The organism is Alteromonas sp. W12 (genome assembly GCF_001924945.1).
GTDB lineage: Bacteria > Pseudomonadota > Gammaproteobacteria > Enterobacterales > Alteromonadaceae > Alteromonas > Alteromonas macleodii.
In genome coordinates, this window is the sequence record NZ_LQXH01000011.1 from 175,839 (window position 1) to 187,439 (window position 11,601).

Here is an 11,601-nt window from a genome sequence, read left to right on the forward strand (position 1 = left end):
CTATAAACTAATTGTTAATTGATAACGACTTATTATCGAAACCTTTAGCAACATGATAGCTGCCACGCAGTATGTTCAAGTGCAGTGTCTAACTTAATTTTTGGAGATTACTATGTTTATCGGTCGCAAAACTTTCACTGCACTAACTTTAGCAACTAGCGTATTGAGCGCATCAGCGTTCGCTGACGACACTCAGAACAACATTGTTTCGCATACAGATTTTATCGTTGAAAGCGCCATGCATGACGTAAAGCAGAACTTGGACCTAGGCGTGACTTATGACGTGTTAACTGCAAGCCATACGTTTGAGCCAGAAGTAGAAGAAGCAAATGCATTGGTTGCTGACATCACTATTACGCCGATTGAGCCTATCAGCTCAGACGATAACGACGCATAAGGAGAATGCACATGTTAACCGCCGCAACCCTATTTATGGTGGTACTCGGACCGGTTATTGCGTTTGTAGTCAGTGCGCTGGTGTTTTCAACAGCGCGCCTATTCCTTCAGAAAGGTCACTGAAAACGCAATAAAAACAAATAGGAACCTAACCGACTACCGCTAAAAGATTTGCCTTCCCTGGGCCTTTTACTCCAGAGGGAGATAGAAAGCACGGACTGTATCCCAGCCAAGTGATTGTGTTTTCTATCTTCTTACTGGAGTTTTTTTATCCGAATATCCGTTCCCACCAGCTTTTATCATCCTTGTCGCTGTCTTTGTCTACAGGACGGCCTGAACAATCTTGTTGAGGTGGAGGAAGCACATCCAAAATAGCCGGTACGCTTAAACTCCCAGCACATCCTGCAACCACAACCGCGCCGGTCTTGGCGTCAAAATGTGCAATGCCTAAGCCTTTTGGGAAACGCCTTGATAATGACTTGGGTGACTGAGATTTCATGTAGTTTATAAAGACGGGCAAGGCCCCACCTGCACCGGTCAAATTAACCGGTTGGTTGTCATCATTGCCTACCCAAACCGTAACCACATTGTTTCTATCGAAGCCACTAAACCAGCTATCGCGGTAATCGTCTGTGGTGCCCGTTTTGCCAGCCATATTCACATTCCCAAAATTCCAACCGATGCGCTTCGCAGTACCTTCGGTGGTTACTTTATACAAGGCATAGTTGAGCAAATAGGTTGCTGCTTCATCGGTGCGCTGAGCAAAAAACTCCGCCTTTTTCCAAAGCAGCGCGTTATCTGCTGTTACTACAGAAGTCACCGTATGAAGAGGTATGTAACGCCCATCATTTGATAAGGTCTGGTACATTTGGTTTGTACTAAATGGTGTCAATTCAAAAGCACCAAGGGTCAACGACGGTACTTTATCTACGGGGGTGGTTACCCCTAATCGCTCTATCGTATCGGCTAGCGCATCAAGCCCTATCTGCATGCCTAAATTAACGGTTGGTATATTTAAAGACTCGACAAGTCCTTGAAGTAACGGTACCTGCCCTCTGAACTCTTTATCGTAGTTTTGCGGGGACCACGTTTTTCCATTTCGACTTTCAAGGGTAATGGGCTCGTCTTTAAGCGGCGTTGCCAGGTTAAATTGTGTTGGATCTTCTAGTGCGGTTAAGTAAACCGCAGGTTTAATCAACGAGCCTATAGGGCGTTTTGCGTCTAGTGCTCGGTTAAAGCCTTTGAACGCAAAGTCTTTTCCGCCAACGATAGCGCGTACTTCACCACTTGCACTATCTGTGACTACCATTGCGCCCTGTAATGGCACTTTCCTGTCTTTTTGCAAACCGTCTAGCGTACCCGACAATGCACTTTCAGCGCGGCGCTGGGCTACGATATCAAGTGTTGTAAACACTTTTACGCCCGAATCTCTTAAGCTAGGCTCAGCCAGAATTTCATTGAGTTCCCGACGAACCTGCTCCATGAAAGCAGGGTGTTTACCGCTTGCTAGGCTCGCCCCACTGGCGAGCCCTAACGGCATATTCACAAAACGTTCGTAGTCTTGACGACTAATTTCATTTTCATCAAACAGCATGCGCAGCACTAAATCACGACGCTCTTTCGTGCGCTCAGCATATTTGCGTGGGTTGTAATAAGATGGGCCTTTAATAATAGCAACCAACGTGGCTATTTCGGGCGTACTTAGCTCGTTAGCTGGTCGGTCAAAATAGAAATAGCTAGCAAGTCCAAAACCATGTACGGCCATATCGCCATTTTGCCCCAAAAACACTTCGTTTAAGTACGCTTCAATAATTTCTGATTTGCTGTAACGGGCATCAATGATCACCGCCATAATGGCTTCTTTTGCCTTACGCACAATGGAACGCTCACGGGTTAAAAACATGTTTTTAACCAGCTGCTGCGTTAGCGTACTGCCGCCTTGAACCGTTCGTCCGGCTGCAATGTTTGCCATTAAAGCCCGCAATATTGAAAGCGGCGCAACGCCATGGTGATTATAAAAATTGCGATCTTCCACCAGGGTTAGCGCTTTTGGCAACATTTCAGGAATGGTGTCTAACGTTACCAGCATACGGTCTTCTTGAGACCCGCTTGTCATGCGCGTTACTAACCAGGGTTCTAGCTTTGCAGAACCATACGGGCGGCCTTGCGACTTGTCATAAATTTCCCCAATACGTGCACCTTCCCACGTTATCACTAAATGACGCAGAGGCTCTGCGCCTTCTGGAAACTGAAACGCGCGGCGCTGTACAGTCAGCACCTTATTTTGATAGCTATATTCACCGCTACTGTCGGCAAAGGTTACCTTGCGGTAGCCCAGCAAATTGAGCTCATCAATGACTTCTTGGGGCGTTATCTCTTCACCTTTGCTGATTTCCAACGGACGGGCGAAGATCTGCGCGGGAACTTCCCATTTATTTCCAGAGAACGCATGCTTAATTTGGGCGTCAAGGTAGAAGGCATACGCCCCAAGCACAACCAAACCAATAAGAGTGACTCGCCAAAACAGTTTGAAAAACCACGAGCGCTTGGCCGAGCCTTTGCCATTGCTTGATGCTTTACTTTTTGAAGATGGATTGTCTTTTGTCTGTCTTTTTGCCACGTGAAAACGCCATGAAGATCATTGAGGATGACATCGCACATATTGCGATATGGATTTAACGAACGCCTTTAAAACGTTAGTTTTAATAGTATCAACATTACCATTCGGGCCGCCTCTCAACAACTGTTTCCAAATATGCACACTCCGAATTTGTATACTTCTGAAACGTCCCATGGCGCTAATATGTTGAAGGACTAAAATGAATTTTACTCGCGTTTCACGGTCACAATGCGATAGCATGCTGGCAAGTAACACAGGAACCGTACTATGCGCTTAGCTTCATTTAAGTCTTCTTTTTTCTCTACTCGTTCGCCTAAAGGGGCCAAGTCTTACGCCTCATTTCTTCGACCGTCACTTCGCACGTCTATGGCGCTGCTTCTCGCGGGTGCGACAATGAATTCAGCGCTAGCCAATGAACAATTCGCTAGCTGCACCGCAGCGCTTGCTGATAAAGCCAAGCAGGAAGGGGTTAGCCAGCAGACTATCGATGATGTGTTTCCTCGTCTTGTTCACCAAGACCGTGTGATTGAGCTAGACCGAAGCCAACCAGAATTTGTACAAACCTTTCCAGGGTACTTCAGCAAGCGCGTTACCGACTGGCGTACCGAAAAAGGTAAAGAGATGTATGCAAAGCACGACAAACTTTTGCATAAGCTAAGTGAAAAATACGGCGTGCCTCCTCATTATCTGCTCGCTTTTTGGGGACTAGAAACAAACTTTGGCTCTTATAAAGGCAAAATGCCGGTACTCGACTCGCTTGCCACTTTGGCTTGTGATAAGCGACGAAGCACCTACTTCACCCAAGAGTTTCTTGTTGCTGTGAAATTGATGGAGCGAGAGAAGCTGCAAAAAGAAGACATGATTGGCTCGTGGGCCGGTGCCATGGGGCACACCCAATTTATGCCTTCGGCCTATACCCACTACGCTATTGATGGCGATGGCGACGGACAAATAAACTTGTGGGCAAGTGAAGAAGATGCGTTGTCTTCTGCGGCAAACTTTCTTGCCAACTTGGGTTGGGAGCGCAGCTTCCGCTGGGGTCGTGAAGTGCAACTGCCTAAGAACTTTGACTATCAAGAGTCAGGCTATAAAAATAGAAAATCTCTCAGTGAATGGCACGCCCAAGGCGTGAAAAAAGCTGATGGTTCTGAATTGGGCGAAGGCGATACTACAGCCTATGTTATTGTGCCAGCTGGTCACAACGGACCCGCCTTTATCGCCTACAAAAACTTCCGCGTTATTATGCGCTGGAACAACTCAGAGTTTTATGCCATTGCCGTGGGTGTATTGGCCGACCGCATCGCTGGCGCGTCTGGCATTAAAGCCACGTTACCTGAGCTACCTGCGTACAATCGCAAAGATATTATTGCCCTTCAAAGCAAGCTGAATGATTTGGGCTTTGATGTGGGTAAGCCTGACGGCATTATTGGCCCCGCTACCCGTGAAGGCATTCGCAATTACCAAATTAGTAACAACATGATTGCGGATGGGTTCCCAGGACTTGAAGTGATGGCTGCACTTAATATCGACCTTGAAACGACGACTTCTTAAATTTCATATATGCTGCGCCATTTCTGGCGCGCATTCACTGTTTGGTATTTTCAGTGGCCTACAAGGTGTAAACCACTCACTTTGTTGGTTACTGAAAGTACTCAAACGTTAGGCTTGAAAAATAGGTTTCGAAATCTGCAGCCGAGCTATTTGTAAGTGGGACTCCCCAAACTGTATTCAGAATTACAGGTCCTTCGACGTCAAATTTAAATGTCGCCTTGCCCTCACTATCCGTTTTAACCGCTTGCTCTTTAGCGCTGTGATCAACCAAGGAATACGCATCAATAAGCGCGTTACTCAAAGGCTTACCTTTAAATAATACCTGAACAGATAGCGTGTTTCCTGCAAGCTTGTAAGGATGTTCAAGGGGCACTATTTCCAATGTGTGGCCAATGGGTTTTAATACGTTGTTCGTTACCGCGTCACCAACTTGCACAATGGTTTTCGCCTTTCTAGAGTACAGCTCTTTGCCGGCGATATCGTTTTGTCCCCTCGCCTCGCGGTGCGCCAATACCTCAGTTAAGCCTTCTTCTTTTGCATACTGATTAAACTTCTTCGCTTTTAATGTGCTTGTGGCGTGATAGCTTTCAAATCCTATGACGTGAGTACCGGATGGGAGCTTGGTTGTTTTTGCCATGCCCGGCAGCATTGAGGTTTTAGGTACAACACTGGCAGCCATATCAGTTACACCGTCAAAAGAGTAGGTGCGCAACGCGACTATTCTATCCCATGCAAGGTTCCAATGAGAGGTGTCTTCCTTGTGACCCACTTTAAACTGCAATGCCAGCGAATTCGGTTCTTGAGAACGATATGCTGTGGGTTCTAGCCAAAAATCGTGAGCTTGAACGTTAATTGAAGTAGCAAATAAAAAAGCACCAGTGGCAATACAAGATAGTTTCATTGCGTAGTTTAACCTGTAAATAAGAGTGAGGTTTCATACTCCAACTTAGCGCAAGTTTCAGCGCACGACCACTGTCGTAAAAAACATACTGTGTACGAAACTGGCATATAGGAAAATGGCGTATAGATACTACTCTTGTTTAAAATAAACAAAAATCACCTGAAAACGATGGTTCGTGTAGCCGTATCAGCGCGCTACATATGCTTTTTTGTTTTGCTGGTCGGCGATGCATTTGCGGGGTCATCTGGCCAAAAGTGCTTTGGATAGCGCCCCTTCATTTCTTTTTGTATTTCCTTATAACTGCCATGCCAAAAGGCGGCTAAATCACTGGTGGTTTGTAATGGCCTACCTGCTGGCGACAGCAGCTCACATACAACGGTAATTCGCCCACCCGCTATCGTTAATGGCGTGCCTTGAGAATATAACTCTGGCATTTTGACCGACAGCACCACATCTCCATTATCGCGATAATCCAGGCTAGCCTCTCTGCCGGTTGGAATAGTCACGTGAGTTGGCAAGAGTGTGGCTAAGGCATCTTGTTGAGGCCAAGAAAGACCATTATTCAAGGCTGTTTTCCACGGTAACTGCTTAAGGTTTTTGATGTTTTTACAGTTTTTTAAGACGGGCGCTAAACTGTCTTTGGCCTGGTGCACGAGAGCGTTCAATGACAACGGCCACGGATCGGGTTCATCGAAGGCTTTGTCTTGTGGCAAATTGAGCTTCCCAGCCATTGCCACTCTTCGCCACCATTGCCAGTCTGCGTCAGAAAGCGGCCAGCTTGATAGAGGAAGTGCATCAAGATAGGCGAACCATGCGTTGCATAACGCATCATCCCAGAATGCTTTTTCACGACTTTTTTCCTGTCCAGAAACCGGTGTGCTATTTAACGTTATCTCATAAAAGCCCGTACTTACTCTGGCTTCCATTACCCCAGTATCGCTGTTAAGAATAACGCTGCGCTTTTCTTTGAACGCGTCAGGAAAGGCTAAACGCAACCAGCTTTCAGGCACTGACTGTGCCAAGCGTATTGCCACCGTGCTTTTTATCAGCTGCCCGTCGAGCACTGCCAGCCATGGTCCATCGCCATTTTCGCTCTCATTAAAAATGGACGCACTACCAGCAGCAGTGAGCTCTGCACCTTTGCCACTTGCCAGTTTGTATTCGACTATACCGGTCTTAGGCTTACCATTTGTTGTATTCGAGCTCTCTGCCGATTTATCTGACGCACTGCGCCTATAGCCCACCTGCAAAGGAAATGCGATAGCGATACAAAGCCCAAGGGCTTGCTCGTCTAGTTCGTTAATATCAGGCTTAAAGCGTTGTGCTTTTCCTTCATTATTTTGCACGTAGCGCGCATAACGGGTAGCTTGCTGTGTAAGCTGACTGCGCGTGTTGCTATTGGCGTGGAGCAGCGCATCCATGACATTTGTTGCGCCACCTACACTGATATTACTCTCGCTAAGAGCCACAACAAAGGGAGCAGCGTGGCGAAGCGCTTCGTTGTCATCAGCACAAAGCCCCTCAATCCCTTGTTTAACGGTCAGCAATAAGTGGGCTAAATGGGGCTGACAGGGTAACTGGGCCAGCGCTCTTCCATAGGGAGTAATGCTGGATTGTGAGATAGCATTAACCCGCTGAAGCTTTTGTTGTGCAACCTGTTGCTGCGCTTGTGTAGGCTTCGTCAACAATGCCAAGGTATCTGGGCTACTGCCCCAGGCTAAGGTATCAAGCAAAAAGCTACTTAAGTCTTCCTTTTCAATTTGCGCCGCATTGTGTTTGGCCAAACGCTCGAAGCTGCTTTTGCTACACAAACGATAGCAGGTTCCGGCCATTACACGCCCCGCGCGCCCCGCTCTTTGAATGGCGGATGCTTGCGAAATGCGCTGCTGGGTAAGCGCAGTTATGTCACTGGACGGATGATACTGAGCACTGTTTTCCCATAGGCTATCAATAACCACCGTCACGCCTTCAATGGTAAGACTCGTTTCAGCAATATTGGTAGATAATATGATTTTTCGTCTGCCTTGCGGGTCTGGCGTAATAGCGGCTTGTTGCACAGATTTACTTAACGCTCCATAGAGCATGTGAACGGCTATGCCCGCACTCTCAGCAACGCCTTTTATATCCTTAGCAACGGCATTAATGCTTCCTCGCCCAGGTAGGAAAACCAAAATATCACCGTCGTGTTCGCCTACTGCCTGCTTTATGATATTGCAGGTTTTGGGTACTAACTCATGCGCCTGCACATCTTGTGTGTAGCGAATGTCAACGGGAAACATGCGCCCTTGCGTATTCAAGTTCACTACTGGCAGCACGCTATGCGCATTGAGCAACATTTGAAGGGGTGCTACATCCAAGGTAGCCGACATTACAACTAATCGTAAGTCATCGCGAAGCCCCGACTGTACTTCAAGCGCTAGTGCCAAACCGAAGTCACTGTGAATACTGCGTTCATGAAATTCATCGAAGACAATAGCAGCTACCCCAGCAAGCTCAGGGTCTTGCTGAATCATGCGAGTCAGGACCCCTTCGGTTATGATCTCAAGCCGAGTGGCAGACGATGTTTTCGACTCCCCCTTAATGCGATAGCCAACCGTTTCGCCCACATTTTCATTTAATTGCCTAGCTAAATAGTCCGCAAGGTTTCTCACCACCACGCGCCGTGGCTGCATAAGTAATATTTTTCCTTTAAGCGATGATTTCAGCAGTGACAAAGGAAGTACGGTGGACTTTCCCGCGCCCGGAGGAGCCCCTATGATGACGTTGCTAGCGGCTACAGCTTCTTCAAGCGGCGTAACGAGTTCATAAGCGGGTAAGTGAGAAAACGGCTGTAACATAAAGGGCATAAAGGTGTTATAAGTTGATGGGTATAGTGTACCTGATTTGAGCAATGCACCCGAACCTCACTGCTATTTTTTTAAATTTGGCAAATAGCTCAATACTTGCGTCTTGTTTTGGAAATCGCAGGTAGCGCCATGATAAGCTTAAGTTTGTTTGGACATTAACGTGATGCACAAGCTAAAGGGCAAATTAGAAGGAGGAAAGCTATGCGAAGCTTTATTGGTTTAGATCTTAGCGCCACAGAAAAACTTGCTCTAGATAGCTGGCGCCAACAGGCATTGCCTGAAGTTATGCCTCGGCAATGGGTAAAAAGCGAGTCTACCCGTTCTCGAAAGTCTACCAATGCGTGCTACGAGCACACCAATAGCCAAGGGCCCGCGCAACCGTACGCAGTGCCGGCGGCGAACTTCCACATAACGCTTAGCTTTTTAGGTGAGATAAATCACCGGCAGCACGAAGCGTTGGTGTATGAACTCGATCAGCTTGTGAGCGAACCCTTTTCTCTAACCCTCGATGCAACGGGATTATGGAACGGCCCTAAGATACTCTTCGCTTCGCCGACAGATGCGCCAAAGGCGCTAGGTGAACTCGCCAAATTGTCGCGAAAAGCAGCCCGCAAGGCGGCAATAGAGGTAGAAAGCAGAGAATATAAGCCTCACGTTACGCTTGTCAGAAAGGCTACGTCGAGCTTGCCTCTTCCCCTTTACAGCCCCAATGTAGACGTTCACGTTTCGGCATTTCACCTTTTTGAGTCTGTCTCTACACCGCAAGGGGTAGTCTACCCTATCCGCCAGTCTTGGCCGTTAAAACACAATATGTCGGTAAGAGAAAAGCTGCGCCGAGGGATAACCGACGAGTAAAGGCAAACGCTATACCGTGCTGACTTGGGTAAACTGATGTCCATTTGACTCGCACCTTTTGAGCTTAAGACCTCATGTGATTATGAGTTATAGCAATTTAAGCTGGTTTAAAGTAGCGCGTCGCCTTTACAACACATGGCGGCACAGGTAAAAAGAAAGCCTGTTTTTTTATTCAAACTGCCCAAATGCAACAAACATTTAGATTAGTAATAGACTGCCCAGACCAAATTGGGCTCGTTGCCAGCGTGTCGCAATTTTTGGCCGACCATAACGCTACCATCGTTGAAGCAAGCCATCACACTGACTTACAAACCGGCCGCTTTTTCATGCGCCATGAAATTAGCACCGACTCGCTAAAGTTAGATCATCAAAGCTTTGTTAAAGAATTCACCCCGCTTGCTAACGAATATCAGATGAACTGGAAGCTGAGCGACTCCAGCAAAAAACAGCGCGTCGCTCTGCTTGCCAGCCTTGAGTCTCACTGTTTAGTTGACCTGCTTCACCGCTGGCACACAGGCGAACTACACTGTGATATTCCGGTTATTATTGGCAACCACCCGCAAATGAAACAGTTTGCAGACTGGTACAAAGTCCCTTTCCATTGGGTAGACTTTAAAGCGTTAGGGAAAGAAGCCGCTTTTGCGCAAATCACGACTTTACTTCAAGAATACAAAATTGATTTGACCGTACTTGCCCGCTTTATGCAGATTTTACCTGATACGCTTTGCCAAGAGTTGCAAGGTAAAGCCATTAACATTCACCACAGCTTCTTGCCGAGCTTTGCAGGTGCTAAGCCTTACCAGCAAGCCTATGATCGCGGCGTAAAGCTAATCGGCGCAACCTGTCACTACGTAACTAAAGATTTAGATGAAGGCCCTATTATTGAGCAAAGCGTTAAGCGTATTAGTCACAGCGACAGTGCAGCTGATATGGTGCGTAAGGGTAAAGATTGTGAAGTAACGGCATTAGCTCATGGCGTGCGCTACCACTTAGAAGACCGCGTGATTATTCATAGAAATAAGACCGTGGTGTTTGCGTAAGTCTTTACAGTGATAAATTAAAAAAGCCCGCGAGTAAACATTACTTTCGGGCTTCTCTTTACACTGTTTTTCGCTCTACACTTTTTTCGTTTTATTTAGACATTCTTTTTTACGTTGTTAAATCCATCATCACCAAGCACCTCTTGAAGTCTCGCTTTTATTACGGCTTCCTTATGAGGGTAGTGAAAGTCAAACCCTTTACCGTTGCCGCTTTCCAAAATGACTCCAAGGTAATGGTGAGAAAAATTAAGCGCATAGATAGTATTGGCGTTCACCCTGAGGGGTTGGCGATCAAGTCCCTGTAAAAAGTGAAACACCACAAAATCACCATCTTTTTCTATCAATTTTTCAATGGGATATCTATTGCCGAAGCGCCTGCTTCTTAAATAAGAGAAAAAGCCTATACATAGCCCAACACTACCTAGGGTAGCCGCTAGTTTAACTTCACCTTCTGCAGTGATATTTAAAATAAAAAGAGCCAGTAGAAATACTGGAACACCAAGAAATAGTGCCTTGTCGATGGGTTTGCGTTGCATCGTCTTCCTTGTGAAATTTTGATTCCCTTTAAAGACGCAATAAATCACAAAGCGGCTATGGTTTCAATACAAGCAACGGTTTCAATACGTCCACTTTCTTGTCATTAGGTTAGTGCAGTTATCGGTCTGACATGAACTACTTTACGCTTCAAACAGGGCTGGTGCGCATGGCACGTCTTAGCTTCATGTAATACCACAGGTTCGAGGCTGCAAACAGGGCTTCAGTAATGGCTAATCCCCACGTTTGCGTAATTATTCCGTACGCAGTGAAGTTGATGGAGCCAATAATCATGCATACCCTTAAACCCGCTTCCTTACAGTGAAGTTCACCAAACCGGTATGCCATAAAAGTTAACACCGGCATAGCTTCAACTAACGATGTTTTACCGGTTAGGTTATTCACCGTCAGCACAATAACCATCATAGAGATTAATGTAATGTAGGTTGCCACAGGAGACAGAAGTTTTTGTTTTATTAAACGATAACTGGTACTCAGCCCCGCCACCGTAATTACTACGGCTCCTCCCCACGCTTGCTCGAAAACCAAAAGTGAGCCAATAGCAATACATAACCCTAAATTCAGTAGCAGTAATTTACGTTCAGTGTTCGACCAAAAAGAGGCCAAAGCGAATGCAACGGGAAACGCGTGAAGAAGTAATTCAAACATGATGATCACAGTAAAAAAGTCAGTGGTTTACGAGCTGCGGAAGACAGCTATTCAGAACGCGCGCAGTGTAATTTCCAACCAGCGTAAAGCCAATCAAAATTTGACCAATTTCGACGAATTGCATATCAGCGCGATTTCTCTTCAAACCGCTGTGCTGCAAGGAATTACGTTAAAGAGCATTTAACTTAT

The 11,601-nt window shown here is 46.4% G+C and carries 10 protein-coding genes; 5 read left to right on the forward strand and 5 right to left on the reverse strand.

All coding sequences use genetic code 11. The features are described 5' to 3' along the window. Nucleotides 1-112 precede the first annotated feature (112 nt). Nucleotides 113-397, forward strand: a complete 285-nt coding sequence (locus AWH61_RS17515) for a hypothetical protein (RefSeq protein WP_049588555.1) — start codon at nt 113-115, stop codon at nt 395-397. Between the two features lie 267 nt (nt 398-664). On the opposite strand, the gene mrcB is transcribed toward AWH61_RS17515, so the two are convergent. Next, entirely contained in the window at nt 665-3,016 is a 2,352-nt protein-coding gene (mrcB, locus tag AWH61_RS17520) for a penicillin-binding protein 1B (protein WP_014975459.1), read from the reverse strand. Nucleotides 3,017-3,283: 267 nt separating this feature from the next. Here mrcB and AWH61_RS17525 point away from each other — a divergent pair, with 267 nt between their 5' ends. After that, nucleotides 3,284-4,567: a lytic murein transglycosylase gene (locus AWH61_RS17525; RefSeq protein WP_075177781.1), complete on the forward strand. Its 1,284-nt coding sequence runs from the start codon at nt 3,284-3,286 to the stop codon at nt 4,565-4,567. 88 nt (nt 4,568-4,655) lie between these two features. On the opposite strand, the gene AWH61_RS17530 is transcribed toward AWH61_RS17525, so the two are convergent. Continuing rightward, nucleotides 4,656-5,468, reverse strand: coding sequence for a DUF4198 domain-containing protein (locus AWH61_RS17530; protein ID WP_075177782.1), 813 nt, complete (start codon nt 5,466-5,468; stop codon nt 4,656-4,658). A gap of 194 nt (nt 5,469-5,662) precedes the next feature. Next, a complete protein-coding gene (gene hrpB, locus AWH61_RS17535) occupies nt 5,663-8,359 on the reverse strand; it encodes an ATP-dependent helicase HrpB (RefSeq protein ID WP_075177783.1) in 2,697 nt (898 codons plus the stop codon). 156 nt (nt 8,360-8,515) lie between these two features. Here hrpB and thpR point away from each other — a divergent pair, with 156 nt between their 5' ends. Both thpR and purU read left to right on the forward strand, forming a co-directional pair. Beyond that, on the forward strand, nt 8,516-9,169 hold the full coding sequence (gene thpR / locus AWH61_RS17540; RefSeq protein ID WP_075177784.1) for an RNA 2',3'-cyclic phosphodiesterase: 654 nt from the start codon (nt 8,516-8,518) through the stop codon (nt 9,167-9,169). Between the two features lie 185 nt (nt 9,170-9,354). Beyond that, nucleotides 9,355-10,209: a formyltetrahydrofolate deformylase gene (purU, locus tag AWH61_RS17545; protein WP_014947992.1), complete on the forward strand. Its 855-nt coding sequence runs from the start codon at nt 9,355-9,357 to the stop codon at nt 10,207-10,209. A 95-nt stretch (nt 10,210-10,304) separates the two neighbouring features. Here purU and AWH61_RS17550 read toward each other — a convergent pair whose 3' ends face one another. Together AWH61_RS17550 and AWH61_RS17555 are read right to left on the reverse strand one after the other, a co-directional pair. Continuing rightward, nucleotides 10,305-10,745, reverse strand: coding sequence for a hypothetical protein (locus tag AWH61_RS17550; protein WP_039225121.1), 441 nt, complete (start codon nt 10,743-10,745; stop codon nt 10,305-10,307). Between the two features lie 148 nt (nt 10,746-10,893). Next, complete coding sequence (locus AWH61_RS17555; RefSeq protein WP_014947990.1) at nt 10,894-11,412, reverse strand: YgjV family protein; 519 nt, start codon at nt 11,410-11,412, stop codon at nt 10,894-10,896. Between AWH61_RS17555 and AWH61_RS17560 the strand changes: the two genes are divergently transcribed. After that, nucleotides 11,411-11,596 carry a hypothetical protein gene (locus AWH61_RS17560; RefSeq protein WP_075177785.1) on the forward strand — a complete coding sequence of 62 codons (186 nt, stop codon included), beginning with the start codon at nt 11,411-11,413 and terminating at the stop codon, nt 11,594-11,596. The two genes, AWH61_RS17555 and AWH61_RS17560, sit on opposite strands and share 2 nt — an antisense overlap. Nucleotides 11,597-11,601 lie beyond the last annotated feature (5 nt).

Coding starts and splice junctions, on each gene's coding strand:
- AWH61_RS17515 (WP_049588555.1), top strand. CDS start 113: ATGTTTATCGGTCGCAAAACTTTCACTGCACTAACTTTAGCAACTAGC.
- AWH61_RS17525 (WP_075177781.1), top strand. CDS start 3,284: ATGCGCTTAGCTTCATTTAAGTCTTCTTTTTTCTCTACTCGTTCGCCT.
- AWH61_RS17530 (WP_075177782.1), bottom strand. CDS start 5,468: ATGAAACTATCTTGTATTGCCACTGGTGCTTTTTTATTTGCTACTTCA.
- thpR (WP_075177784.1), top strand. CDS start 8,516: ATGCGAAGCTTTATTGGTTTAGATCTTAGCGCCACAGAAAAACTTGCT.
- purU (WP_014947992.1), top strand. CDS start 9,355: ATGCAACAAACATTTAGATTAGTAATAGACTGCCCAGACCAAATTGGG.
- AWH61_RS17550 (WP_039225121.1), bottom strand. CDS start 10,745: ATGCAACGCAAACCCATCGACAAGGCACTATTTCTTGGTGTTCCAGTA.
- AWH61_RS17560 (WP_075177785.1), top strand. CDS start 11,411: ATGATGATCACAGTAAAAAAGTCAGTGGTTTACGAGCTGCGGAAGACA.
- AWH61_RS17555 (WP_014947990.1), bottom strand. CDS start 11,412: ATGTTTGAATTACTTCTTCACGCGTTTCCCGTTGCATTCGCTTTGGCC.